16 protein-coding genes are annotated in these 26,192 nt (G+C 67.5%); 4 read left to right on the forward strand and 12 right to left on the reverse strand.

The features are described 5' to 3' along the window. Nucleotides 1-14: 14 nt before the first annotated feature. A complete protein-coding gene (locus NLX94_RS26345) occupies nucleotides 15-1,499 on the reverse strand; it encodes an ATP-binding protein (protein ID WP_254385582.1) in 1,485 nt (494 codons plus the stop codon). Between the two features lie 416 nt (nucleotides 1,500-1,915). Between NLX94_RS26345 and NLX94_RS26350 the strand changes: the two genes are divergently transcribed. Next, nucleotides 1,916-2,566, forward strand: coding sequence for a hypothetical protein (locus tag NLX94_RS26350; RefSeq protein ID WP_254385583.1), 651 nt, complete (start codon nucleotides 1,916-1,918; stop codon nucleotides 2,564-2,566). An 832-nt stretch (nucleotides 2,567-3,398) separates the two neighbouring features. Here NLX94_RS26350 and drmB read toward each other — a convergent pair. From drmB to NLX94_RS26375, 5 genes are all read right to left on the reverse strand, one after another. Continuing rightward, the gene (gene drmB / locus NLX94_RS26355) at nucleotides 3,399-5,264 is read right to left on the reverse strand and encodes a DUF1998 domain-containing protein (protein ID WP_254385584.1); all 1,866 of its coding nucleotides are present in this window, start codon (nucleotides 5,262-5,264) and stop codon (nucleotides 3,399-3,401) included. Then, nucleotides 5,261-8,518 carry a helicase-related protein gene (locus NLX94_RS26360; RefSeq protein ID WP_254385585.1) on the reverse strand — a complete coding sequence of 1,086 codons (3,258 nt, stop codon included), beginning with the start codon at nucleotides 8,516-8,518 and terminating at the stop codon, nucleotides 5,261-5,263. The genes drmB and NLX94_RS26360 overlap by 4 nt, the downstream gene beginning before the upstream one ends. Beyond that, entirely contained in the window at nucleotides 8,515-10,419 is a 1,905-nt protein-coding gene (locus tag NLX94_RS26365; RefSeq protein WP_254385586.1) for a UvrD-helicase domain-containing protein, read from the reverse strand. Before NLX94_RS26365 ends, NLX94_RS26360 begins: the two co-directional genes overlap by 4 nt. Beyond that, the gene (locus tag NLX94_RS26370; protein ID WP_374684028.1) at nucleotides 10,416-15,179 is read right to left on the reverse strand and encodes a sacsin N-terminal ATP-binding-like domain-containing protein; all 4,764 of its coding nucleotides are present in this window, start codon (nucleotides 15,177-15,179) and stop codon (nucleotides 10,416-10,418) included. Before NLX94_RS26370 ends, NLX94_RS26365 begins: the two co-directional genes overlap by 4 nt. Nucleotides 15,180-15,356: 177 nt before the next feature. Continuing rightward, a complete protein-coding gene (locus NLX94_RS26375) occupies nucleotides 15,357-15,569 on the reverse strand; it encodes a hypothetical protein (protein ID WP_254385587.1) in 213 nt (70 codons plus the stop codon). A gap of 531 nt (nucleotides 15,570-16,100) precedes the next feature. Here NLX94_RS26375 and NLX94_RS26380 point away from each other — a divergent pair. The 3 genes from NLX94_RS26380 to NLX94_RS26390 are packed head-to-tail and all read left to right on the forward strand — an operon-like array spanning nucleotide 16,101 to nucleotide 20,122. Beyond that, nucleotides 16,101-18,248, forward strand: a complete 2,148-nt coding sequence (locus NLX94_RS26380; protein ID WP_254385588.1) for a helix-turn-helix transcriptional regulator — start codon at nucleotides 16,101-16,103, stop codon at nucleotides 18,246-18,248. Nucleotides 18,249-18,251: 3 nt separating this feature from the next. Further along, the gene (locus tag NLX94_RS26385) at nucleotides 18,252-19,247 is read left to right on the forward strand and encodes a hypothetical protein (RefSeq protein WP_254385589.1); all 996 of its coding nucleotides are present in this window, start codon (nucleotides 18,252-18,254) and stop codon (nucleotides 19,245-19,247) included. Beyond that, nucleotides 19,244-20,122 carry a DUF6339 family protein gene (locus NLX94_RS26390; protein WP_254385590.1) on the forward strand — a complete coding sequence of 293 codons (879 nt, stop codon included), beginning with the start codon at nucleotides 19,244-19,246 and terminating at the stop codon, nucleotides 20,120-20,122. Before NLX94_RS26385 ends, NLX94_RS26390 begins: the two co-directional genes overlap by 4 nt. Before the next feature lie 18 nt (nucleotides 20,123-20,140). Here NLX94_RS26390 and NLX94_RS26395 read toward each other — a convergent pair whose 3' ends face one another. The 6 genes from NLX94_RS26395 to NLX94_RS26420 form a co-directional block, all read right to left on the reverse strand. After that, a complete protein-coding gene (locus NLX94_RS26395; RefSeq protein WP_254385591.1) occupies nucleotides 20,141-21,508 on the reverse strand; it encodes a DNA cytosine methyltransferase in 1,368 nt (455 codons plus the stop codon). 11 nt (nucleotides 21,509-21,519) lie between these two features. After that, nucleotides 21,520-22,512 (reverse strand): DNA cytosine methyltransferase, encoded by a 993-nt coding sequence (locus tag NLX94_RS26400; protein ID WP_254385592.1) that lies wholly within the window; start codon nucleotides 22,510-22,512, stop codon nucleotides 21,520-21,522. Nucleotides 22,513-22,957: 445 nt separating this feature from the next. Beyond that, nucleotides 22,958-23,227: a hypothetical protein gene (locus tag NLX94_RS26405; protein ID WP_254385593.1), complete on the reverse strand. Its 270-nt coding sequence runs from the start codon at nucleotides 23,225-23,227 to the stop codon at nucleotides 22,958-22,960. Between the two features lie 7 nt (nucleotides 23,228-23,234). Continuing rightward, on the reverse strand, nucleotides 23,235-23,699 hold the full coding sequence (locus NLX94_RS26410; RefSeq protein WP_254385594.1) for a hypothetical protein: 465 nt from the start codon (nucleotides 23,697-23,699) through the stop codon (nucleotides 23,235-23,237). Nucleotides 23,700-23,971: 272 nt separating this feature from the next. Next, nucleotides 23,972-25,396 (reverse strand): DHA2 family efflux MFS transporter permease subunit, encoded by a 1,425-nt coding sequence (locus NLX94_RS26415; RefSeq protein WP_254385595.1) that lies wholly within the window; start codon nucleotides 25,394-25,396, stop codon nucleotides 23,972-23,974. A 14-nt stretch (nucleotides 25,397-25,410) separates the two neighbouring features. After that, complete coding sequence (locus NLX94_RS26420; RefSeq protein WP_254385596.1) at nucleotides 25,411-26,079, reverse strand: NADPH-dependent FMN reductase; 669 nt, start codon at nucleotides 26,077-26,079, stop codon at nucleotides 25,411-25,413. Between the last annotated feature and the right edge of the window lie 113 nt (nucleotides 26,080-26,192).

Raw genomic sequence — 26,192 nt, forward strand, 5'->3', positions numbered from 1 at the left:
TGACAACGGGAGTGTCAGTCGGTCCAGAACCCCGTCATCTGGTCGAAGGGCGGCATGACCCGAATCCTGTCCCGAGCAGCGCTGGGGGAACGTCCCTGTGTCACAAGAGACTTGAAGACCTGCTCGGCGACCTCCACAGCCTCGGGCGGAGCTGTGATGGCACCCCCGAATGGCACCGGGTCGTCCTCCGTGTCCGTCTCGTGCATGGCACGCAAGGCCGTTACGGGGACGGTCTCCTCCAGAAGGCGGATCAGCGCCCGTGCCTCCGGTGTCGAGTCGCGCCCGGGGCGAAGCAACTCCCTTACCAGTGGGTGGCTCCGATTGATCGTGCAGCTGACCTGACCGTTGTCACGTTTGACTGTCCAGGCGTAGAGGAGAGGGTCGCCGTGGGTGCGAGCAGATACCCGCCCCCGGTGGCGGAGGACTTCGGACGCCCGGGTCCGGGCCTGTGTGGCGATCCGGCGAAGATGCCGGCGTACGGCAAGGGGGGGCACAACGCTGGCCTTCCGTACGTCGACACCCCACTCCACATCTGTCTCGGCAGGGATGTCGACCGCGATGCGAGCCAGGTTGTACCTCTCCTCCCTGCGCATGCCCGGAAGCCCCAGCCAGTCCCCGGCGAGGATGAGACGGTTCCGGCGGTACACGTAAAACCCCTGCTGCCCAAGCCAGCCGCCAGGACCAGCTCCGCGGTCGTACACGTCCGCGGAGAGCCGCTGTGCGCTCGGCAGCACGAACGCCTCCACCCGTACGCGGTCATTGGCGAGCGGCAGATGCTCGACTGGCAGCCGCTGCACGGAGGGGTGCGTGCCCATAAATGGATCCCATGGCTCGACGGCCGTCTCGGCGACACTGATGTTCCGACGGCCAGCTCCCGTCAGGAACCGACCGAAAACCATCCCGAGGTGGGACCTGGCACGTGTGGCCTCCGAGTAGAACTGCTGTTGCACCTTCTCGTCGTCCTCGCGGATGCCGCTGGCGTTGTATCCCTTGAGGCGTCGCCAGAGCACCACGGTTCCCTTACTTGCGCCACCGCGAAGGCGGTCGATAGCAGAGATCGTCTCTGGGTCTGCGCGGCGTCGCAACAGCCACCTACCAGTCGCTTCGACAACGTCCAAGTCCCATGTACGAGTGCACCATTCACCGCCAGCGGAGCTAGCGACCGTAAGCTGCCGGGCTTGCGAGAAGGACGCTGACTTAAGCCCCACTCCGAACCTGCCCAAGTCGGTGTTCGTACGTGCGGTGGCTGGGCCACGTGCCGCCACCGTCATGGCAGTTACGAGCTCCTCCTCGGACATGCCGTCGCCGTCGTCTACAACAGCGATCCATGAGTCCTTGCCAGCCCAGGTGAAGGCAATGTCGATGTGCCGCGCAGTGGCGGAAATGCTGTTGTCTACGAGATCGGCAACTGCCGCCTCCAGCGAGTACCCGAGCGAGCTCAACGAGGCGACCAAGCCCGCCGGGTCCGGTGCTGCGATGTCGTAGTCCTCGAACTTCACGTTCATGCTCCGTGCCACGTCTCCCGGCCAACAGTTCCGATGTGCGGCCGCCCGAGGTTCCACAGACTGTGAAGAGGGGGTCTAGCGGACCCCTCCACCCCGTCTTGCTACAAACATGAACGCCCCACCCTCGGGCAATGGTAGTTGCGACATCCGGAGATGTCTTGAGTCCGAGGACCGTGGAGGGCGGGAAGGCGAACCCGCCAACCTGTTGATGAGACTCGGCCCCGAGGGGCAACGCTTGAGCGTCGCTACCCTCGGCAACCACGGAGAGGGGTGCACGGTGGGCGCAGTTAGGCCTGCCCCTTCAAGACACCGGCCGGTGATTCAGTCAGCTGGACTGAAGCGGCCGCCAAGAGGCCAGAAGGCCGGTACGGTGACGTCCCAGGGTCGTCGGGAAGCATCAGGAGTCGATCGTGATCCCGTGCATTGATATGGAAGTTGATCCGAGTTTTCCGACCAATGCGGCATTCGGGATGCCCGCCGAAGAGGACGTCTCCGAGGAGGGGTTCGGTCTATTCCGGGGCACCTGGCTCATCGGCGACGTGAGCCACGACGACGCCGTCGCCATGATTGGCGAGGAGCGGCAACTCGCCACCCATGTCGATCTGACGGCTCCAACTCACGCTGAATTCGAGGCCATCGCAGGCGCCATCGAATCCAACGACCCTGCGTGCCTTCCTCCTGGATTCACAAGCAAGCATGCGCACAGCGAGATCATCAGCATCGTTGGAGACGGTCACAGCGCGGAACCAGTCCTGGGCAGCTTGGACATCGGTGTCGCCGGCCTGTCCTACGCCCTTACGTCCGTAGGTTGCATCACAGCAGCAAGCTGTCGAGGGCATCTCACCGAGCACGCATGGTCCGATCACCCCGTCGTCTTCTTTGCCGCAGAGCGCACAACGGTTCACTGGCTCACCTCCTCAGTGCGAGAGAGTGGCTGCGGGTTCGCGGACGCCAGCTCCCGAGGGTGGCTCATCGCCGTCGAGGCGCCATCGATCACTAACTTCATGGACTTGGCGAATCTGATCGTGTCTCGGGCGGCGGCGGGACAGGCGCGCAAATAGGAGGAGGGCTTGCGTCCTGATTCTGGAGGAGTGTGTCTGCAGATCGGAACTCCTGCTCGTCGGATCGGGGTGCTGCTCCGAACGGCGGCCCACTACGAAGAGTGATCAATGGATGGCTTGCTGACCACCCGTAGTCACCGCCCTCGGATGCCGGTGTCATGCGTGAGCGGTGCGTGAGCGGACGGGGTGGCGCAGGGCGGATTGGGTAGCACGCCGGGGTCGGCCGCACCTTGTTGACCTGGGGAAACAGGATTCTGTGGCACGGCCCGGCATCAGCTGGGATGATCTTGTGGGGCCTCGTAATGCGTAGGTCTCGGGTTCGAATCCCGAAGGCGGCTCTGTAGAACCCCCAGGACTCACTCGCCGTGACCTGGGGGTTTTGCTTTTTACCGGATCTTGCGCTGCCGCCGTGCTCGGGCCGCCCGAGTGTTCTCGGTCTCAGACACGGGATCGGGACCAGGCATGAGTGCCCCGCTCATCCGGCGCTTCGGCAGGCTGAACCATCGCGGCCTGATCGGGTTCATCTACGTGTGATGGTGACTGGTCACAGACATCGCCGATGCCTGCGGGGGAGGCCGCATGGTGGGTGGCTCAGCCCCGTGTCGACGAACTCGTTTCCGACGTGATCACTCACACGGTCCGGGGCACTCCTGCGCCGTACCCGTTGTGCTTCGGGGCGGACCCAGAGCGTACGGCGAATTGAGCGATTCGACGCCCGGGCGTGTGCCCTCCCGAGTTCCGGAGCCTGCGGCAGCTTCTCCGGCTCCGAAACCGGGAGAGGGGCATTCGTCGGAGTGCCCTCACCGTCGACGCCGTTGCGGATGAATCGACGTCACTGCCCCAGGACGCCCTCGAAGTAGCCGAGTCGAGGATCATCGGGAGTACCGATGAGGAGGGCGCGGTCGAGCAGGACGTTGTTGTGCTCGCAACTCGTCTCCGGCAGCATCACGCAGGCGTGGCAGGCCGCCAGATTGATTCCGCCGGTGCCGGATGCCTCGGTCTCCATGCAGAGCGGGTCCGACGAACACCACTCGGCACGATGGACGGCCGAACGCACCGTACGACCGAGAGTCCCCGGTTCGCCTTGGGCGACCAGACCGCCGAGGCTGCCCGCAGAGTCGCTCGTCGCCGTGTAGATGAGCACCCCGGCCATGTCGTCGGCGGCGTACAGGCGCTCGCGCAGGGCCGCGGCCGGGTAGCCGGCCTCCAGGCTCCACTCGTTGATCAGGACGTGGGCCAACGTGTGCAGGAGGATCATGCGAGGGGTTGCGGGGGAGGGCGCGACCCTGCTCGGGTCATCGGCCCGTTGTTCGAGCACCCGCTGGTGGGCGGTACGCATCCGGTCGGCCCTGGCTGCGACCGCCAGGCTCTTCTCCCAGGCGCCGAGTCGACCCTCGTCCAAGCGGAGGAAGACCCCCTCACCTCGCACCTCCATGGCCGGGAGCCATCGCAGGGGACGTTCCGACAGAGGCATCTCAGCGGAGTCGGTCGTCGACTCGGCGTCGACGAGCCGGGTGAACGACTTCAGGGCGCGCACCTCGCGAAGCTTCTTGACCAGCATCGGTCCGGTGACACCGAGCGGGTCGAGTACGCTCCGGTCGCCCAGCGGGGCCTCACAGATGAACTGCTCGTCGTGTGAGTGGTCGCTCTCCTCGTTGCCCGCGCGCAGTCGCTCGTACTCCTTGTTGCGCAGCGCGAGGTAGCGGTGGTCGAGGGTAGGGGGCGACTCGCTGTCGGGGTCCTCCTCGCGCTCCGCGTCGAGGAGCGTCATCACCTCGTCCAGCGGCACCGGGCAGTTTCCCTTGAATGCACCCTTGAGATAGATCTCGACCTGCTCGCGTGTGTCGTACTCGCGGAGCGCTGCCCAGTGTTCGGCGAGCGGATCCGACCGGCCGTCGCTCCACGGCGGGATGGAGAGAGCCGACTTCAGCACCGGCTGCCACAAGGCCGACGAACCTCGCTGAAGTGTGCGCAGATCGAGTCCGCACCCCGGAGCAGGGACGGACGCGCCGAGCCACGGACGCGTTCCTTGGCACCGTAGGCCCAGGTCCTTGAGCGCGTTCCTGCGGAAGGAGCCCTCCATCGATACCTCGGGAACCTGCCCACAGGTGCAGGAAACGAGAATGGAGCGGAGCGAGGATGTGCGCCCCGACGTGCGCATCTTGAGCCTGCCCCCGCACCGTGTCGCCTTCTCGGCGCCACGGTCCGTGGAGCGGTGCAACCACTGCCAGTACGGGAACTCGCCGAGGTGGCCGGCCTCGCAGGCGACGACGAATCGGGAGGGGACCAGATCGACCACGCACGTGCCGCAGACGCTTCGCCCGGCAGGCGGGTTGAAGTCGCGGTGCCGTTGAAGGTCGTTGCACTCGGGGCAGGAGTGCATCAAGGGGAATCGCCGGACCCGGAGACCGTCCTTGCTGGTGTCGTCGGAGGCGGGCGGCAGCCGGAAGAAATCTACATCGAGGACACGGGCGAGGCGTCGTTCGTAGATCTTCGGGGACTCGTCGCGACTCCAGCTCCGCTCGGCCTCGTCGAGTCCCGAGACGATGAAGGACTCGTGGTCGACCGCGATGAGCGACCCGACGCCGTACGTGGTGATCATTTGAGCCCGGCGGATCGCACCACGCCGCGGAAGGTTGTGGGCGGGTGCGGCACCGTACGCGCTGTTCCGTTGGCGCCGGGCGGGGGGTGGGGTCATCGGGTTGCCTCCAGGAACAGTGCGGTCTCGGCGTCCACGTCGCGCAGGCTCCACAGCGTGGGCCATGCCTCGGCGTCCTGTGACTCGTCGTCGTACGCCTTCAGGAGGGACGGGGTACGCCTGCCCCTCCGAGGCTCGAACAGTAGGCCGCTGTGGATGTCGGCCTCGGTGCACCACCAGTCGACGAACTCGTCGAAGGCCTGTGACACGGTGCCGGCCTCCTCCTCGGCAACTGCCTCCACGCGGTCCAGGAGGATCGACTTGATGGGACCCCGGAGCACGTGTTCGTACGACTCGACCCGGCCGGCACCCTCATTGGGCCGAGCTTCCTCGATCAAGATGCGGGCGAGAGCGACGATCACCGCGTGCAGACCCCTGTCGCGGGCCCGAGCGGAGAACGGGGTGACGGAGGTGGATTCGACTTCGCGGTACAGGGCCGAGTGGAAATGCTGGAAGCTCTCGTAGTGGGAGCGATCCCGGGAACGGGTCGAGTTGAACATGACCGCGACGAGACCGGGGTGCGCACGGCCGACCCTGCTGGTGGCCTGGATGTACTCGGCTGTCGTCTGCGGCTGGCCCATCACGGCCATGAGACCGAGGCGGTCCACGTCCACGCCGACTGCGATCATGTTGGTGGCGAGGAGCACGTCCACGGTGTCCTCGCCGGGCAGTTTCCTCTCGATGCCCTTGAGCCGGCTGGGGATCTCACTGGCGTCGATGCGACTCGTCAGCTCCGAGTAGTTGGTGATCGAGCGGACGTCCACCCCCTCGCGCTCGGCGAGCAGCTCCAGATAGGCCACCACGTCGTCGTGGACCTGGAGTTCGGCTGCGGACAGCAGCCGGAGGCTGTTGAAATAGCCGACGAGACTCCAGTACGCGTCGCGCACCTCGTCTTCCGTCTTCGCCTGCTTGGCCCGGTGCAGCAGAGTGGCGTACGTACGGATCAGGAGGGTGGACTGACTGGTGCCGGGGGCCAGAAGACCGACATAGCGACGACTCGCCTTGGCCTCCCGTGGGGTCTCCACGGCGAACCACGAGTCGCGGGCGTCCAGCCCGGCCGGCGGGAACTGTCGCACGTCGCGGGCGAAGAGGTGGCGGCCCTGATCGGCTGCACGACGGATGGTCGCCGTGGAAGCGATCACCTTGGGCCGGTCGGCAAGTGCGTCCACGGCGGTCTCGTAGAGACCCGTGAGCGTACCCAGCGGTCCGGAGATCAGGTGGAGTTCGTCCTGGACGATCAGCTCCGGGGGAGGAGTGCCGCCCTCGGGGTCGTCGTCGCGGTTGAAGAGTGCGGAGGTCTCCGGACGCCATGGCATTGACGCGAACTTGTCGACGGTGGCGATCACCAGAGTCGGGCGTGCGGCGTACACCGCCTCGTCGATCAGGTGGACGGGCAGACCGTCTGTGAAGTCGCAGTCCGCACCAGGGCATCGGACATGCATCCGTTTGGCGTCTTCATCCACTTCGTAGTTCCGCGCGTCGAGACGGGTCCCGCACCAGGGGCAGGCGTGCAACTGAACCGGATTCTCGGTGGCGAGTCGCTTGTCGAGATTCCTTTGCAGCTCGTCGATCTTCTGGCCCGCCACGGCAAGTGTGTTGGGGGTGGCAGAACGTCCCACCCACATGCCGACAGAGAACTCCTCATGGCCCAGTTCGGGCGTGCTGCGCCGCATGCGCTCCATGGCACAGAGCAGAATCGCGGCGCGCTCGAACTGCTGGAGGGTGAGCAACCGCAGCGTGTAGCGCATGAGGACGGTGACACCGCCACCGTCCACTCCTTTGCGGATCCGACGCAGGAACGACGTGAAGGCGATCAGCCCGAGGTAGGCCTCCGTCTTGCCACCACCCGTGGGGAACCACAACAGGTCGGAGATCTGTCGGTCGTCGTGCTCGTGGTCGTCGATGCCAGCAAGACAGAGGAGCACGAACGCGATCTGGAACGGACGCCAGTGGCCGGCGGCCGGATCAGGGGTCCCGTCCCGGCCGTCCTTCACCCACTTGCTGCGGGCACGCTGGTCTGCCATGGCACGGTTCGCGAGACGGAACGCGTGCATGAGATCGGGCTTGGTCCGCAGGAGATCGATCCCCTCACGGATCCGAAGGAGAGCTTCGCCGCAAGCCTCCACCTGGTCGCACGCGGACCCTTCGTGAGGGCCGCCCGTCATCGCGTCCGCCTCGGCGGACTTGCTGTCGATCCAGTGCTCGTAACCCGTGGCGAGACCTTCCAGAGCGGCCAGGACCTCGACGTCGGACTGCCCGGCCAGCCCGAGCATGGACAGCGCCGAACTGTCGATCTCCGGGTTGGAGTCGGTGAGCAGCACCTCCACGCTGGGTACGAACTGGCTCCGCACCTCGAAGACAGCGGGCGTGACAGCCTCGGTCATACCGATCGGTTGAGGGGTCCAGTCCCACTCGGCGGAGCATCCGTGACCGACCGCGAACGTCGGGGCGTGGCGGTGCAACAACCGACTCGTGGCGATATCGGGATCGTGGGCGGCGGCCGGGGCCGGACGCTCGACGAAGGCGCTGGATCCGTCGGCCGCCCGGACCGTCAGACCACACTGGAACAGGGAGAAGGCGTCCTGAAGATCCCGCTCGCCGACTGTCTGACGATTGATCAGTGTGACCGTGACCGTGACCGTGTTGTGGACCGGATCGATGGGCCGGATGTTGACATGCAGCAATGCCTCCGGAGTGAGCTCGATCGTCTGTTTCGGATTCGATCGGGTCACGTCAATGTGCTGGTCGGGGAAGACCAGTTCCCTGCGCTGCCACTGCTCCCGCTGGTCGGCGGTGGTACGGGCCTCGGCGCGGCGGGCCGGGACGGGCGTGCCGTGGGCGTCGGTGGGTACGTAGGCAGCCGCGCGCGCGGAGACCACGATCGCTGGGCTTATCGTCGGGCGGACCGCGAAAGTGAGACCCATCGAGGAAGGACGCCTGTCCGCTGAGGCGCCCATCTCCTGTGCGGTGCCGGACTCCTCGGTCTCTTCCCGGCCGAGGAGAGGGGCGGCGTCCACGCCGTCCTGCTCGGCGGCGTCCTCGCCCTTCCGTTCCTTCGCGGCCTTGTCCGCCGCCCGGGGATAGAGCACACCGGCCAGATAACGGTCGATCGGCGCGTCCTGGGTGAGTACCTCGTCCCGATCGTCCGGCACGGCCTCCTGGGCGGGGCCGAGGAGCTCACGGCGTAGTCCCGTCAGCAGCTCCTCGTCCCGGACCCGGTAGTGCTCGGCGTGGGGACCTGCCACCTGCGTCATGAGCGCTGCTCCTCGTAGTCGTCGGCTTTTCGGTACCGGCCGATGCCGGTGATCCGCGGGGCGATCCACACACCGCGCCCACCCAGTCCGGCGTTCGTCCCGGCGGCGGTGCTGCCCGTCACGGTCTCCAGGGTGTCGATCCGCAGGTCGTGGATCTCGTCCGGCCACCAGGGCTGCCAGGTGCGATTGACCTTCTGTACCTGGAAGAGAGCCTCACGGAACCCCTGAGAGGCCTCCCCGATCTCCATGCCTTCGTGCACCAGGGCATACGGCGGGCTCTCGAACTCGCCCATCGGCAGGTCGTGACGCTTGCGCAGCAGGACCTCCTGGCCCGGCCGCACCTGCTCGAGGAGATACGCCTGAGCGGCGACGGCATCGGTCCGGTGGCCGGGCGGGTCGTTGCGGCAGACGTCGCCCGCCTCGGCGACGATCCCGTACCTGTCATAGGACCGCCACGACCCCAGGTAGCGGCGGCCGTTGCCCCGGCTCCCCGCTCGCTTGAAGTGAGGCAGTTCGGGAGGGGCCACGTGATAGAGATCCTGGCGAGCGCGCGTCATGGCCACGTACAAGGCGCGGGTTTCAGCGGGAAGGTCCAACTCGTCCTGGTGCTGCTTGTGGAGCTCGGCGGGGGCCGGTGGCGTCAGGACGATCACCCGGTCGAACTCCAGGCCCTTCGCGCGGTGCACGGTCGAGACGACGATGCGGGCGGTCTCCGGATCAGCCGCTTCGTCCGGAAACCTGCCGTCGGCGACCGCACGGCGCAGCCGGTCCAGATCGAGAACCCCGCGCCCCGCTCCGCGCGCGACTCTGCGCAGCACGGTCCACAGGGCTGTGGAGTCGGGTTCGTAGGGAAGAGGGATGTCCGAGAGGAGCGTGCGGAAGCGGTCCTCGGTGATGCCGGTGGCCTCCGTGCGACGCAGCAGCTCGGCCACCCAGTAGGGCACTGGGCGCTCCTCCAGAGGGCGCCGTATCCGGTGGTCGATGCCGTGGGCATGCAGCAGCGCGGAGACGACGAGGGCCTGCCGGTTGTCTCGAGTGAGGACGGCGCAGGTGTCGGAGAGGTCCCGCAGGCCTTGCAGGGTGAACTCGTCACCGATCTCACCCATGCCGTTCGCCGGGTCCATCAGGAGATCGCGCAATTCGTCGTAGAGCCGCTCCGCCTCGTCAGGCTCGGTCACCTGCTGGAGAAGAGGGCCGTGCGCCAACGCGATCCCGGCCTCGACCGTGGTGGCCCGGAAGTTCCTTGTGAGACGCAGCTCCACCAGGTCATCGGGGTAGGAGCAGCGCAGCCAGTCGAAGAACCGGCCGGTCTCGTCGGCGCGTTCACCCGGGTCCTCGATCTGGAAGCCGTACACGGACTGGGCGGCGTCTCCGACGACGGTGAACCCGCAGCTGTCCTGGTACCGGTCGAGGAGCGTTTCCACCAGCTCGCGGCGCCCGCCCAGCAGGTCCTGCACCTCGTCGATCACGACATGGGCCGGTGGTACCGCGTCGCCGGCCTCCAGCGCGCCCTTCTCGATCGCGCGGGTCGCGGCGGCGATCCGCGCGTCGAAGCCGACCGCACCCCACTCGCCGTCCGGGTGTGCCTGAAGGAGCACCTCATAGGCCCACGCGTCGAAGGTACGGGCACGCACCCGGTGAGCCCGCTCCCCGTGCCGGGTAATCCGTTCGCGCAGCTCCCGAGCCGCCGCTCGGGAGAAGGTGAGGACCAGGATCTCGGCGGCTTCCAGTGCCTGCTCGGGGTCTTGGTCACCGCACAGCGCGTCGAGCCGGCGAACCAGGGTGTGGGTCTTTCCGGCGCCGGCGCCGGCCGTGACCAGTACACGGGCATCCCAGGGCTGCTGGACCACGGCCAGCTGCTCGGTGGTGAGCGGAGGGCTGTCCTGGTAGACGTCGGTCACTTCCGGCTCCAGAGGTGCTCGAACTGGGTGAAGGCGAGGTTGGTGTCGAAGTTGGCAATGTTGTCGCTGACGTTGAGGACCAGGCAGCTCTCCTTGCCGCCGTTCCGTGGTCCGCGCAGTCCGCGACCGATCATCTGCTGGTACACGTTGGTGCTGTAGACCGGCCGGGCCACGACCACGGCACGAGTGGCAGGTGCATCGAAACCCTGAGTGAGTACGCCGTAGTTGGTGAGAACCCGGATACGGCCGCTCCGGAAGTTCTCGATGCGCGCGCGACGGTCGTGCGTACTGGTCGTCGAGTCCACCGCAGCCGACGGGACATCCAGGTCGTTGAGCATGGCCGCCAGGTACTTGGCGTGATCGACGGAGGTGGCGAAGAGCAACGTGGGCCAATCGTCCGGTAGACCGGCCACGCAGTCGACGATGCGCCGACTGCGCATGTGGTCGTCGGCGAGTCGCTGCTCGGCGGAGCGCGAGAGCATTGCCATGCGGTCGGCGTGTGTCTTCTCGTCCTGTGTGAGTTCGATACGGCCGCCCTCGAGGGTGCGGTGTTCGACTTGGGCGAGCATGCCCCAGTCCTGGAGATCGCGATACGGGTCGCCCGACGGGAAGACGCCTTCGTCGAGTCGCCGGTTGCCGAACCGTCCCACCAGGCGGCGGGTCTCCTCCTCATTGGTGTTCCGGAACGGGGTGGCCGTGAGGCCGATCAGGTGCCGGCCCGTCTCGTACTGGGTGAGTCCCAGTTGGGCCAGGATCTCGGTGTATCGCTTGGAGATGGCGGTGTGGGCCTCGTCCACGATCACCAGTGCGGCCTGGCGCAGCCAGGCGTACTGATCGGTGCCCAGGCACCGTTCCAACTTGGCGTCGGTGGCGACCACCAGATGCGGGTGGTCGACGACGTCACCCACCTCGTTGGTGCTCCACAGACGACTGATGGTGAGCGGACGTTCGGCGCCGACCTTGTTCCAGACGAACTTCCAGCTCTGGACGGCCTGCTCGCACAACTCCTCGGTCTGCGCGATCCACAGCAATGGACCTTTGAGGTCGCCGACTCGCTTCACCCAGCGGATCACGGCCTCGGCGGTGACACGCGTCTTGCCGGCGCCAGTCGGCAGCGACAGCATGCCGCGCTGAGGCGCCAGTCGATCGAGCATGGTGGAGATGTTCCGGACCAGGTCCTCCTGGTACTCGTGGAGACCCGGGAAGTCGCGAGGGCCCTCCACGGTTTCGAACGGCGGTAGGGACGGAGTCTTCGAGCCGGCGAACGCGATCGGCAGTCGTAGCTCCGAGACGAACGCGATGGCCGCAGACGAACCTCCGTACGCGACCGGGGCGGTGGGGAAGCGCCCCTGGATGTCCTTGGCATGCTGCTGGAGCACACCGTCACCGTGCGCGTTGAACGCCATCTGCGCGATCCGACGCCCGGTCGGCTCCACGCCGTCGGTCGACTGGAGTTCGGCCTCCATCAATCCCTCGGGGAGACCGGTGCGCAGCGAGTCGGCGCCGATCAGCAGCTCGATCTTGGTCACCACGTCAGTGGTCTCGCGCACCGCCTTCTGCGCCGCCTTCAACTCGCCGTCCCGCTCCATACGGTCCTGGTGGTCGAGCACCGCGCGGCAGCCGGCAGCGCCGAGGCCCAGACCGAGCTCGCGGTCGATCAGGCGCAGCATCGGCTCCGGAGCCAGAGGGACTCGGAGCTTGACGGTGCTGTCCTGGCGCACGGCGTCCAGGGGGGAGGCGCGGGTGCCCCTGGGGGTACGGGTGACCTCTTCCAGTTCGCTGCACTGTTGCACCATGCTGTTCCGGTTCCCGCTGTTCAGACGCTGCCTCAGGGCGGGGAACAGCTCGACCAGCGGCACGGGGTCGCCCACCGGTACTTCACGGGTCTCCAGACTGATCACGTCGGCATAGCGGAGCATGCCCCACTTCTCGATCATCAGCTCGGCATCGTCGGAGGTCGGTACGAGCAGTGCCGGGAGTTGCTCGGCGCGCAGCGCCTGGTACTGAGCGGTCCCGACGGCGACGGTGATCTCGTCGTCGGGCCGGGTTTCCCAGACGTCACCGATCCGGCACCTGGTCAGGGAGTCCTCGGGGAAGTCTGCGCCGAATCGGGTCAGCATCACGTAGGTGGCGCCGACGAACGAGTCGTCCGCGCTGCGGGCCACCTCTTCGAGGAGCGCGTCCCAGCGGTCTGCGGGGACCTCGTCAACGGTGGTGGGGAGCCGCAGCCTGCGGGCCTTCTCGGGGGAGATGTCGGCGACCGGCAGCACATCCCGGTAGCCGGCGAGCTGCGGTCCGACGGCCTCCTTGACCGGCTTGATCCCCTGGGAGGTGGCGATCGTGCCGAACTTCCTCAGCATCCACCGGATCGGCGAGGGTACGGCCTGTCGCGTGCTGGTCTGCGCGCCGAACTGGCGCGTCCAGTTGTCCACCACGGCGTCGTCGGGCAGCACCTTGAGGAAGGCGGCGCGGGATTCCTCGGACAGGGCGCGGAAGAGGTGGAGCGGGCCGCCGATCGCGGCGCCCTCGACCTTCATCCGACTCAGCGCGGGGCGCGGGGCGTGACTGTCCAGGCCGCGGAGGTAGGCGGCGTGGAGGGCTTCGCGGTACTCCACGAACCACGCCTCGTCCTCCTGGGGACGGACCCCACCGGACGGCCGTTCCCGCAGGCCGACCTGCGAGAAGAAGGGGGTGTCGTCGGAGTGGAATGCCATGTCCACAGCGATGCCTGGGTCGCGCTTCGCATCGACCACGACCCCCGGCAGCATGCAGTCCTCGACCGGCCGGAATCGACCGTCGGCGGTGCGTACCCGGAGCACCGACCGCGCAGCGGGCACCTTCTCCAGGACCACGTGGGCCAGCCGACGCACACCCGCCTCACGGAACAGCTCCCAGAACCGCGCCCACTCCGAGTCGCCGTAGTGGTCGAAGCCCTGATCGAGGACGCTGACGAACCGGCCCTCGACATCGGCCTCCCGGATGCCCAGAACGTTGAGCACGTGAGCCAGCGACGGGTCCTGGGCGAGCTCGTCGACCACGTACACCAGGGTCTCGCGCAGGCCGCCCTGGGTGGCACGACGGAACACCTTGCCGTGCACGGGCGCGACGAGACCGTGCTCCTCGGTGAGTACGATCCGGGCCCTACGGGCCTCTGCGGCATCGGGAGAGCGGTTCTCGATCATGTCCGCGACGATGCGAACGGCCACGGCCGACGCATCGGGGGTCCCGCTCCCGACCAGAGCCTCCAGCCATTCCCGGACATCGGTCCGCCCGTGTCCGGCCGTACCGATGATGTGCTCGACCTTTCCTGAGCGCAGGGCGTCCGCCTCGACACTCGGGTGAAGCCAGTTCGAGGGGCGCCCGGGGCACTCGTGCCACATCCGCAGCCACTTGGACAGTTTCTTCAGGTCTTTGTCGAGGCGCGGGTGGATCTTCAGTGTCGTCGGGATGCGCAGCACGCCGTCCTGGTCGGGCAACGACGGACGGTTTGTGGTGTAGGTCCAGATCTCCCGTGTCAGGAATTCGTCGGCCCAGCTGATCGCCTCCTTGGTCCGACCGGGCAGCAGGGGGAGATAGGCGGCGGGGTCCTCGGCGGGTGCAAGAGCAGGGAGGGAGTCGACGACCAGCTTCGCCGACATTTGGATCATTTCCTGGTTGAACGGGGAGGAATCGAGCAGATTCTGGCGATCCTCGTTCGTCTTCCAGGCGCCGTTCAGGATGCCGCTCAGCGACATCTCGTACTTGGTAGGGAAGAAGGACCAGAACTTGCCGCGCCCACGTGATCGCGGGCTGACGTACAGACCGCTCTCCGGGTCCTTCTCCAGAGCGGGGACACCCCAGGCGAGGCCGAGCGAGAGCCGGTCGTGCAGTTCGCCGGCGTCCGCGCGGGCACTGGGACCGGGTTCGTGGGTCGTGGAGAACACGCGCCACCGGTCCGTGGCGACGGACTTGCCGGTGCGCTCCTCGACCAGGGTGTGCAGATCGCCGGTCCGCTGGGCGGTCAGCGTCCGACGCGCCACGGGGCGCGGCCGGCGGTCCTCCAGCACGACCTTTGCGACGTGCGGCGAGAAGAGCTGGAAGCCGACCGGGAACTCCTCGCGGGGCTCGCCGTGGTCCTTGCCGCGTCCGCCGTGCATGTCCCGGCCCAGTCGATCGTCCGCTTTTGGGAGCAGGGGCAGACGGACGACGGTGGTGGCCCAGCCCAGCAGCTCGTTCAGGACGACGTCGGAGGCGCGTTCGGTCTGCATGTCCAGGGGGCGGGCCATGCGCAGCACGGGCGCGTCGAACCTGGGGCCGTAACGCGCCGTCACTCCGTGCACGGCACTGATCTGCTCGTACGACCAGGCACGGTCGAATCCGAAACTCCCGGTGCTGCTGAAGAATTCCGGTGCGTCGGTCACCACAAGAACCGATTTGATGCCCACTCCGAAACGCCCGATCTGGCCGCCGCGCTTCTTCGACATGCTCATTCGAAGAATTGTCTCCGCGCCTTCCGGGGTGACCGGGTTGCCTTCGTTCGCGCAATACAAGTGGGTTTCCGTGAGAATGACGCCAACTTGCCCACCCCACTCGTCGGCCATTTCGTCTGCCGCGTTCTGGACGAGCTCGAAAAGCTGACGATCACCGTATCCGCCCTGGGTGATACGGCGCTCGCCATTGGCATGCTCGGCCACGAGGCCGGGGTCCACGGCGTAAGTCTGCAGGACACGCGAGGACTGTTCGAGGACGGTTTGAACGACCGAAGAGGACGATGACGGCACTGCTTCTGCGCTCCCGGGTGTCGAATGTCTGGAGGAAAAGGCGAACGACGGGCCGGCCCGTCGTTCGCCGTGGCGCTGGGCGTTGCTCTCCACAGTGCCTCCGTAAAGCGAAGGGTTCGCCGTGAAGGCTGCGTTTGTTGCGAGACCGATACTTCAAAGTCCCTTGACGTGCTGAAATCAGGTCGGAGGGACGGCCTCGCCCGGGACGTCCGGCAGGCCCTGGGTCGCCTTCGCGAGCACGGGGAACCGCTCGGTGAAGTCGTCCTCGGAGAGGTCGTAGGCACGGAGGATTCCGAGAACCTCGGCCTTGCTCCGAGCCGTCTTGACGCTCATCTCGAATGCGCTCGACTCCCGAAGCGAGTCCAGGGAATCACTGTCCTGCTCATCCATTCGATCCACCCCTTTTTGATTGTATCCTGCAGCTACAGAGGGGTGCATTTGGATACACGTCCCCCGTGAAGTGAGATGAAATATCGGGTCGACTTCATCCCCCATGAAGCTAGGGGATGAAGGTCTCACGCAGCCAGTCCTCATCGGTAATGATTTTTTCTGCGCGTCTCTACAGGTGCATTCCGGCCGCGGGGTCGAAATTTGGATACACTTCTCCCCCGGCCGCCCGACTTCCCTGATTTCGGGTTTGCGAGCGAGATGGGATCCCCATCGTCAATTACCGTATCGGGCATTCGGTCGGTTGCGCAACCCGAACTGCCGTCCGGATAAGGGGAGTTGGCCAGTCCCCTTGTGGGCGCGGTGTGAAAGACGGGAATACTTCCCATTTGGGGCAAGTCGGGCACTGAGTTCAAGCCGTCGGATCGATCGACCCCGATCAACTGTCAGTTGACGCTCGCGGCCTTGTCAAATTACCCTCGGGATCCACACCATGCGATCGGCATGGGACTCCCGGGAGAGAGCAGGCGGTGCATGGAGACAGGTGAGGAGTTCGGGCCCTGGCTGGCCCGACAGCTCAAGCTTGCGGGGAAGACGCAGGCCGACTTGGCCGATGAGCTCAACCTGACCCGGGCCGCGGTGTCCGCGTGGATCACCGGCAGGTCGACTCCTCGTCCGACCGTCATGACGGAGATCGCCAGGGCGCTCGGCACGGATGTGGGTACCGTGCACACCCGCACCACTGACACCCAGGCAGGCCTCCCGGTCACCTGGTACCACCGACCCGGCTATCCCGATGGTGGTCGGGACCTGGGCAACGCGGCGGCCTTCGCTTTCGACGCCGACGTGCAGGTCCTCGCGCGAGAGACGTGCCAGAACAGTCTGGACGAACGGTTGACGGAGAACGGTCGCCCCGTCAAGGTCCGATACACCCTGCACGAGCTCACCGGTGATGCCCTGGACGCATTCCGTGAGGCGATCCTCTGGAACGATCTCTTTCCGCATTACGCCGCCGTCTCGGAGATCGCCGGTAACCAGAAGGTCGGTCGGGTCGTAGATGCCGGCGTGCGCGACATGTACGAAAAGGGTCGCCTGATCCTGCTGCGCGTCGACGACTACAACGCTTCCGGGCTGATCGGCGACGATTACGCGGACGGCAAGTTCGCCGCCGTCGTCAGACGCCAACTGGAAAGCCTCAAGTCCGGTCCCGGCGCCGGTGGATCGTACGGCCTGGGCAAGGCGACGCTGTGGGCCACCAGCTCCCTCGGACTCGTGCTGATCAACTCCACTCTCTCCGTGCCTCACGAGGGACGTACCGAACGACGGGTCATCGGCCGCCTCGAACTGCCCTGGCGCGAGGTCGACGGCGAGTCGTACGCGGGCCCCGCCTGGTTTGGGCGCCCTGATCCCGAATCGCCCGGGGCCATGGTCGCCCGTTCCTGGTGGGCGGACGAGGAGACCGTGGCGAACCTGTATCTGGCCCGGGAGAGCGACGAACCCGGCACGTCCTTCCTCATCGTCGGTGCGCACGATGTGGCCGGCCTCGTGGCGAACTCCTCCGAGACCGACGACGGATTCATCGGCGACGAGGAGATCGATGAGGACACACGTGACATCAGCACCATGCACGCCCGACTGGTCGAAGCGCTGGGGCGTGACTTCTGGGCCGCGATGACCGGCGGGGGCAGCAGGCTCCCCCTCCTGGAGGTCTCTGTTCGAGCCCTGCGCAACGGCAAGGAGGTCGTGGCGGAGCAGCAGGTGGACCCCTCTGTCGAGGAGCCCGCGCGGACCCGTGCCCTGAGGGCGCACTACGAGGGCACCACGGTGGACCGTCTCACCGAGGCCGGGCAGGTGGCGGCGCGGAGCATCCCGTTGAAGCTGCCGTTGTCCGGAGGTGCCCACGGGACATTGGGTACCCACCAAGCGGTACTGCTCGTCACGGAGGCCGAGGGGGACGGGGACGGGGCGAAGAACCGGATGCATTCGCTGCGCGGCAATCGCATGACCGTCAAGAAGACCGTGGTTCCGAGGCTTCCGAACAGCACCAACCCTTTCCAGGCCGTTCTGCTGGTCGGGGAGGCGGCCGGAGAGACGGCCCCCTTCTCGAAGGAGGCCGATGACTTCCTGCGTGCGGCGGAACCTCCCGAGCACGACCGGTGGGGGCAGACGGAAGAGCTGACCCTGCGGTGGTCGCCATCCGCGTACCGGCGGATCAACGCGCTGGCCGCCGAGGCCAACAACGCGGTGCGAGAACTCGTCGCACGTCCGAAGCGCAGCGGCGGCGAAGGCAGTGAGGCCCTGCGCAAGGCATTGACGGTGCGGACGAGGCCCAAGGCCAAGACACCCGCCGGTCCCGTGGTTCCCGTCCTGGACGGGCTCGACGCGACGGTCGGGGGCGCCGGGGAGTGGCAGATCTCCGGCGAAGTGAGCATCCCGCGTGGCGACGAGATCGCCCCGATGGTGCCGGTGGCCCAGCTGGACGTGCGCTCGGGGAGCCGCCCCAGGCTGGACTGGTCGGAACTGGTGGGTATCGAGGGATGCGAAGTGGTGGACGGGATGCTGTGCTTCACGCCTGGTGCGAGGCATGCGAAGTTCCGAGGAACCACCGACGCCACCAGCCACCCGGTGAGGACCACCCTCACCCGTCTCGTTGTCGAACTTCGTGCCGGAAAGGGGGAGTGACACGTGAAGTTCTACCCATACAAGCGACTCAACCGGCCGATCACGCTCAGAGTGACCTCCGTTTCCCTCAAGCTCTCCGACGGCACACGCGACCAGTTGGAGACCACGTCCTACTCGAACCAACAGCAGGCCGTCGCGCTCGGCATCGCAGGTCATACGGAATGGGTGAGTGCCAGGATCGGCGTATCGGCGACGCTGCCGCCCGGTGCGAACGCGCCGGATGCGCCCTGGTCGGATCTGTGTGTCCTGGCCGTGCTCACGGACGGCGAGACCAACGTCCGTACCTCTGTGGATCTCACGCTCGATGCGGAGGACGGTCGGGACTGGTCCGGCTCGCTGGAGGTGTTCCGTGACGATCACATGGGGCGGGCTTCCGTCGCCGTGTACGCCGTCGGGACGGTGGAGGAAGTACGTGGACGGTCGATCGCCGAGACCGACCGGAGCTGGATCGTCGACACGGTTTCCGACGAGCCGGTCCGAGGGCTCCAGCTCGACGTTCAGAAGGCTTCGTTCAAGCGGAGCTCCCGGGCTTGGCTCCAGGCGTACGCCGATGCGCCCTGGGTCGTGGACGCCTCGGCCAGAGTCCCCACCGTGTTCGTGAACACCGATGTCGAAGGTGTCATCGATCTGTTGGACAGCAATGGCTCGGGTGTGGACAGCAAGGTACGCGACCTCCTGGTCGCCCAGATGTCCACCGACGTCTGGACCGCGGTGTTTCACGGTGCCATCGGCGACCTGGAGGTGGAACCCGGTGGCGGGCCGGTCTTCCCCGTCGACTGGCAGGGAGAGGTGTTGCGGGAGATGCTCCCGGACGTGATTCCAGGCGTCCATGTCGAGGAGGCCCTGCGGCAGGTCCACCGCCGGCGCACGGGCGAATCGGGCTGGGTGGAGCTGCAGACGCGTATCCATTACGCGGCGGTCCGCCGCGCCGATGCCGCCAAGGCGCTTGCCCTTGTCATCCGCAGTCTGGAACAGATGAACCGCGAGAGTGAGACGTGATCACCCAACCGAACCACGTACCGGAGCGCCTGGGGCTGCTCACCACCTCTGCCGTCGATCCGTTCCTCACCGAAGAGCTGCTCAAAGGCGAACAGGTTCACGGCGGAATCGATCTTGCCAAGGTCGTCGAGCCGCTCCCCGAGGACGATGCCAGGTGGCGGGTCGAACCGATCCGGAGCCTGGTGGAGGACGCCATGTTCGAGTTCCGGGAGGATCGCACCCGTGCGGATGCCTGGCTCGCTCCACGGCTCCATGCCACGCTGCGCCTGACCCGGCGAGAAGCGGCGGACAAGCGTCTGTGGAACCACCTCGCCCTGGCGGTGGCCCCGGACTATGCGGTCTGGCGGCACTTGTCGGAGCCGACGGCGAACAGGCCGGAGAAGCGCATCGCCGCCGAGCGCTTCCGTGGTCCTGCGGATCGTCAGTGCTTCTCGCGCCTGTGGTGGGCGGCCGAGCTCTTCAGGAACGGGTCGGACTACGAGCCGGTCGAGGTGGCCTGCGGAAATCAGGACCTCATCCACACCGTGCTCCGGACCGAGCTGATCGATCACCGTCCCACCGCTCAGGCCCTGGTCCGTCTTCTGAAGAACGGCCAGATCTCCGGCGGGCGAGCGGTGAACGGTCTCAGCGTCGCGATCAACGCGGCGGGAGCGACCTTGATCTACGACATCCTCGCGCCGGACTGCCCCCGTGACCCCGCCCGGCTGCGGGACTGGATCGCGGAGGCGGAATCGGCGCCACCGGTCGAGCGGTACGAACTCCCGAGCGGGCCCGACGAGGACCCTGCCCCGGAGGCATCCGTGGCGGCGCTCACCGGCTACTTCGCGGAGCTGTTCGAGACCGCGCCGGTCAGGGGCAGGAAGAGCGGGGAATGACCCGGGGCGGGCTCGGGACTACTCCGCCGACGCCTTCTTCTTGCCCTTACGAGGGCGGACGGTGGACGGAGGCGGCACCTGCTCCTCGGGGGGCGGGCACCTGTCGGTGCAGGCATCGGCGGCCCCGCAGCCGCTGCTCCGCAGTTTGGCCCGCTGCTCCTCGGTGGCCGGCTGCCACGGCTTCCGCAACGCCTCCAGGTCCGGCTTGGGGAGATCCAGGGCGGCGCTCAGCAGGTGTGCACCGAACAGCGGTGGTACCGCGTTGCCCACCTGCTGGGCCTGCGCCGTGCCGGACCACGGATAGTCCGGCGGGAAGGTCTGAAGCATCCCGGCCTCGTTCATGCTGAACCGCGGGCCCTCGTAGACGATCTTCTCGTCGAGGTGCTCGAATACTACGAAGCGGGAGATGCGGCCGGTGACGGTGGCGGCGGGCTGCTGGTCGGTCCGCACGCCACGCCGTCCCGGATTCCCGGAACTGCCGTAGTTCGAGCGGACCAGGAAGGGCTTTGGACGTCCCGGATGCGAACCCACCGGGTTCCCGATGGCATCCCGCATCGACCTCCAGGGATCTGGCTCGTCGTCTCCCTTCGATGCGGCGACGACGTCGTCGTCGAGAGTCGGCTGATGGACCTGATCCGCAGCCGGGTCGGGTGCGCTCGTCCCGTTCCTCCGATTCCATTCCTTCGCTTCATAGGAATAGTGGGTCGGACCGGGGAGCGAGGGCTTGCCGAGCCCTTCGCGCCGAGCGATCAGCACCGCGCGGGATCGTGTCTGAGGCACTCCGTAGGTCTCGGTCGCGAGGGTGCCGACGACGACCTTGTACTTGGTCCCGTCGGGGAGTCCCATCCCCTGCAGAACCATGGCGTAGTGCCTCCAGAGCGCCTCCACCGCAGGGACCTGCTCCAGGACGATGACGTCGTAGGGGCGGTGCCCCCGGTTGGGGCTCCTGGTCGCCTGAATCGCGTATCGGAGAGGTTCGAGGACCAAGGCGGTGCGCGGATCGGGGAGGGATTTCAGGTCCTCGTCGATCCGATGGTCGGACTCGCCCGCCATCAGCCGCTCGATGTACTTCTTGACCTCTTCCAGGGCCTGGCGTCCGGCCCCGTGTCCGGCCACCGAGTACGTCTGGCACGGAGGGCCGCCTGCCAGCACGTTGATCTCCGGCGGCAGGGACTCGAAGGAATCCCTGCGTGCCGCGCTCACGTCGGCGTGAAGGGTGTCCAGCCCGGCCGCATATCGCGTGAGGCACGCACTTTTGTCCCACTCGATGCCGAGACTCGGGAGGCCGAGCGACTGCGCAGCGACATCCAGCCCTCCGGGGCCTGCGAAGAGGTCCAGGACAAAGGGTTTGTCGAGGATGGGGTGCTGGTGCGCCGAGCTGGTCATGTGGCGGAAGTTTAGCCGGCCGCGGGCCCTCGCGGATCCCCGCTCAGTGCTTCGGCGACGGCCCGTCCCAGCGCCTCTCCGACCGGCGGCGGGGTTGCATGCCCGATCTGTCGGTATCGGGCGGTCTTGAGTCCGGAGATCCGCCATGCCTCGGGGAAGGCTTGGAGCAGGGCAGTCTGGTCCACCGTGATCCGTACCAGCCCGTCGTCACCGAGTGACGGATCCCATGCGAAGTCGGGGCCGGGCGGTTCGTTTCCGAACGACTTCGTGTAGACCCCCATCCGTCGCCACTTGGCCTTCGTGCCGGTCGGTCCGAAGTCGGGGCCGCCGTGCGTCTTGGATCCACCTACCAGGGTAGGTGCGACGTCCGTCGCCTGGGCTGCCCATCGATCGGCGCCAGGCCAGCCGCGGGAACGCATCGACGGCGCGAGGGCCGCCCCGACCGACACGTGCTGGTGGACGCTGGGTCGGGGTGGTCGGAAGCCGCCGGCCCACTGCTGCTTGACGGCCACGACGATGCCTTGCAGACGGTGCTGGGGCACTCCGAAGTCGGAAGCGTTCAGGATGAACCAGGTCAGTGCGTAGCCGAGGTGCTCCAGCTCTTCGCGGAGGAAGTCCCGAATCGGTGCCAGGGAGTCCTCCTCGACCAGGGTGGGCACGTTCTCGATGATCAATGCGCGTGGCTGGACGGCGTGGACCAGGTAGGCAGTCGCCTCGATGAGGCGCAACTCGACGTCCGATCGACGGGTCACCGTCGCGCTCGACCTCACCCTGGGGAGGCCGGCTGCCAGCAGATCGACGTCGTGCACCTCGGGGTGGTCCACGGGGTCGAAGTCGAGAAGGTCTGCTTTCAGCACGTTCCAATGCGGCCGGTTGGCTTTGAGGGTGTCGCAGGCAGTCGCTTCGTTGTCCAGGAGGAGCCGAGGCGTGAAACCGGCTCGTTCCAGCCCCAGGGCGAGTCCACCTGCCCCCGAACAGACGTCGACGAAACTCAGCCCGCTCAACGATCCCTCCCCTGTCCCCGCCGAACTCTCCGCTGCTCCACCGCCCACGCGATACGGAGAGCCGCGCGATCCGGTGCTTCACACTCGAGCCTCACGATGGTGCCTCGGTCCCGACGACGGTCGAGTCCGTGGCCTCTAGCCGCCGGAGTACGGCTGTCGTGTCGATTCCACCATGGGGCCAAGCCCTGTCGCACCGGAATCCGCCTGCTGGGATGCCGACGGCCTCGGGCATTGCCACATCAGACAGCAGCTTCGGGGCTGGGCCGGCGTGCGTGAGCAGATTGGGCGGCACTGTGGTGTGCTCCGCACCACGGCGATCATGATCGCGCGCCTCTGGTCTGGGGAACCGGGAATCCCCGGCATCGGATGGGATGGTCTTGCGTGCCCTCGTAATGCGTAGGTCTCGGGTTCGAATCCCGAAGGCGGCTCGGATTAGCCCCAGGACTCACTCGCCGTGACCTGGGGCTTTTTCATGTCCGCGGGCGGTCTGGGCGGCGGCGCGGGCTCGGGACAGGTGGGACTGCCATGCCCAGCGGGTCAGGGCGCCTGCGGCGAGCGAGGTGATGATTGCGCCCCAGTCGATGACGTGGGGGAGACCCGGCCAGAAGGCGAAGAACGCGAAGGACAGTGCCGTCGCCGCGAGGAAGGCTGCCAGGCCGGCGCGGTGGCGTTTGGCTTCCCAGGTGGGGTCTGCGGGGGTTGGGCTGGGGGTCATGTGCGGCTCACTTCGTGATGTGGTGGCACTGACTGACCCGGCGCACACCGTTGACGTTGATGTGGGCGCACGCCTTGCCGTAGCGGGGCAGTGTCTGGGGTGCGTTGTCGCGCATGGGGTGGATCTCGCACTCGGTGTGCGTCGTGCCCCGGGACGTGCGGTAGGTCTTGTTGTCGGTGTCCGCGTAGGTGAAGTCGATGCGCCAGTTGCAGAAGCCCGAGTTCAGGGCCCCTACGAAACCGCAGTCGACGCCGGCGTTCTGGTACGTGATCTTCTTGCCTTCGCCGCGGATGATGTGAGTGAACATGCAGCCCGTCGGCACCTTCATGGTGACACCGCCGACTTGGTAGTCGAAGCCGGTGACGGGTGTCGAGCCGATGGCGCCGGCGTGGGCCTCGGTGGGAGGCAGGACGGCCAGTCCGATCGTGGCGGCGAGAGCGGCGGTGATCCGGGCCGCTAAGAACTTGCCCATGGGTGTCCCTTCAGGCGGAGTGCGTCTGTCGGAAGGGAACGCCTGCCGTCGGGTCGGAGTTCTGCCCTGCAGGGCAGTCCACTACGAAGAGTGATCAGCTGATTGGCATGCTGACTACCCGTAACTGATTTGTGGGCGCTGTCAGTTCGGCGGTGACGACGTCGGGCCTTCCCGTGGGGTTGGTTGGCCGTCGCCGGCATCCTCGGCGGTGCTCGTTGGTGGTGCGGCCGTGCTGGTTGCCACCGGCTGAGGGGCCGGAGTGGTGGCCGCGCCTAGGGGTGGCGGGTGGGGAGGAGGGTTGCGGGGAGGGTGGCCAGGGCTAGGAGGGTGGCTGCTATTGCGTAGGTGGTGCGGAAGCCCGTGGGGGTTGTGCCTGCGCTGGTGAGGGTGACCGAGAGGAGGGCCGTGCCTGCTGAGGCGGCTATTTGGGAGTTGATGCTGAGGAGGGTGCTTGCCGCCGTCAGGCGGGCTTTCGGGAGGGCTCGGCTCGCGGTGGTCATCGTGGGCATCAGGACCATTCCGGCGCCGGTGCCCATGACGATCGATGCGGCGACGAAGCGCCAGGGGGCCGCCTCCGGGGAGCCGGCCTGGAGGGCGGTCAGGGCCATGCCCAGTGCGCCCACCGCGATTCCGGTCCGGATCAGCCGGCGCGGGGAGACCTTGTCGACGCGGCGCGAGGCGATCTGCATGACCAGCCCCACGGTGAGGCCGGCCGGCGCGCCCAGCAGCCCGGCGGCGGTGGCGCTCATGCCGCGGCCCTGCTGCCAGTACATCGGTGCGAGCAGCATGGAGCCGAAGTAGCCGCAGGTGAAGAAGGTGAGCGTGAGGATTCCCGAGCGGAAGGTGCGGTCGCGCAGCAGGCTCAGGTCGAGCAGTGGCTCACGGGTCGTCAGGGCCCGCCGGGTGAAGGCGGCCACGAGTGCGGCGCCGGAAAGAGTGGGGAGCAGGGCGGCGGGGGCGGTGAAGGTGCCGCCTTCGCCGCCGCGGGCCAGGCCGTAGAGGAGCAGGGCCAGGCCGGGGGAGAGCATCAGCAGGCCGGGTACGTCCAGTCGGGGAGCGACCGGATCACCGGCTCCGCCCGGCGCGTCGGAGCGGAGGAGCTTCGCGGCGAGGACCAGCGCCACCGCCCCGACGGGCAGGTTGACCAGGAAGATCCACTGCCAGGACGCCGAGTCGACGAGCCAGCCGCCCAGCACCGGACCGGCCACCGGGCCGACGATGATGGGCAGCCCGAGCAGGGCCATCATCCGCCCGAGCCGGGCCGGGTCCGCCGCGCGCATCACCATGGCCATGCCGACGGGCATGAGCAGCCCGCCGCCGAGGCCCTGCACCGCGCGGAAGGCGATCAGGCTCCCGGCGCTCCAGGCGCACGCGGCGAGCAGCGATCCGAGCGAGAAGAGGGTGAGGGCGCCCAGGTAGGTGCGTTTGGCGCCGAAGCGGCCCATCGCCCAGGCAGAGGCCGGGATGACGGCGGCGAGGGCGAGCGTGTAGGCGCTGGCGGCCCACTGGATGGTGGCCAGGGGGGCCTGGAAGGCCTCGGAGAGGCGGTGCAGGGCGACGTTGACGATCGTCATGTCGAGCACCGACATGACCGAGCCGACGATGACTACGCCCGCGGTGCGCCGGAGCGGAGCCGCCGGGGAGGGGGAGGCGGTCGCGGTGGCGCCCCCGTTGGCCGGTTCCTGGGTCGTACGCATCCTCCTGCCGCCCCTCAGCCCTGGTACGGGCTGCTCGCGCGGGCGGCGCGCAGGGCGCGGCCCCACCAGGACAGCTGGCCGAGCATGCCCTTGAGCGCGCCCTCGGCGACGGCGGTGTCGCGCGGAAGGCCGTCCGGGCCGAGGCCGGACCAGGGCCCGTGCAGGCTGACGGAGTCGCGCACGGTCATGCCGTGCAGCTCGGCGAAGACCTGCCGGAGCTGCTCGACGGCGCGCAGGCCGCCGCCGATGCCGCCGTAGGAGACGAAGCCGGCGGGCTTGGCGCGCCACTCGTCGCCGTGCCAGTCGATGAGGTTCTTCAGCGAGGCCGGGAAGCTGTGGTTGTACTCGGGGGTGATGACGACGAAGGCCTCGGCGGCGGCCAGCCGCGGGCTGACCCGGGCGAGGGCGGCGGCCGCAGCCGGGTCCGGGGAGCCGCCCCAGCCGGGCATGACCAGCGGCAGGTCGACGTCGGCGAGGTCGATGCAGTCGAGCTCCAGGCCGCCGACGGCCCCGGCGGCGCCGAGGAACCATTCGGCGACGGCCCGGCCCTGGCGGCCTTCGCGGACGCTGCCGATGATCACGGCGACGCGCAGCGGCGCGTCCTCACGGAGGGCAGCGGAAGCGGGACCGGAAGCGGGAGCGGAAGCGGGAGCGGAAGCGGGAGCGGTGGTGTCGGCGGTCATGGCAGGGTCCCCTCGTCGGCGGTGCGGCCGCTCGGTGCGGCCGTCCCTCCGGTAAACTACAACGAGCGTTGTAGAAAGTGCAACGGCCGTTGTAGTTCTGGGGAGTGAGTGTG

Source organism: Streptomyces sp. TBY4, assembly GCF_024213195.1.
Lineage (GTDB): Bacteria > Actinomycetota > Actinomycetes > Streptomycetales > Streptomycetaceae > Streptomyces.